Annotated in this window: 1 protein-coding gene; it reads left to right on the forward strand. The window is 44.4% G+C overall.

Annotated features, from left to right (window positions below; genetic code table 11):
* The coding region (locus tag GMD4S_RS09840; protein ID WP_000374702.1) for an amino acid permease at window positions 1-725 on the forward strand (725 nt) is incomplete at both ends.

A 725-nucleotide genomic window follows, 5' to 3' on the forward strand; every position in this document is an offset into this window, starting at 1 on the left:
GAAGTCGAGTTTTGGTTTGCTATGGTCAAGATTGTGGCGATTTTAGCCATGATTGCCACTGGGGTCTTTATGGTTTTGACAGGCTTTAAGACACCGCATGGTGTTGCAAGTTTGGCAAATATCAGCGACCAGTTCTCTCTTTTTCCAAACGGAGTTATGAACTTTGTCATGGCCTTTCAAATGGTATTTTTTGCCTATCTGATGATTGAGTTTATCGGGGTGACAACTTCTGAAACAAAGAACCCTCGTCAGGTCTTGCCCAAAGCTGTTAAGGAAATTCCTCTCAGAATTATCTTCTTCTACGGGGGAGCTCTCATTGCGATTATGGCCATTATTCCTTGGTCTTATCTTAATTCTTCAGATTCTCCATTTGTAACGGTCTTTGAACTGGCAGGGATCAAGTGGGCGGCGGCTCTAATCAACTTTGTTGTCTTGACCTCAGCAGCGTCTGCTCTTAACTCAACTCTCTACTCAACAGGGAGACACTTATATCAGATTGCCCATGATTCGCCCAATCGTTTCTTAAAGGCCATCAAGGTCGATACCCTTTCTCGCCACAATGTACCTCAAAATGCCATCATCGCCTCAGCGATCTTGATTGCTCTGGCTGCCTTTATCAACGTGCTACCAGGTGTTTCAGATGCCTTTGCTTTGATCACCGCATCCTCATCAGGTGTTTACATCGCGATTTATATCTTGATTATGGTGGCCCATCTCAAATACCG

Source organism: Streptococcus sp. GMD4S, from assembly GCF_000296955.1.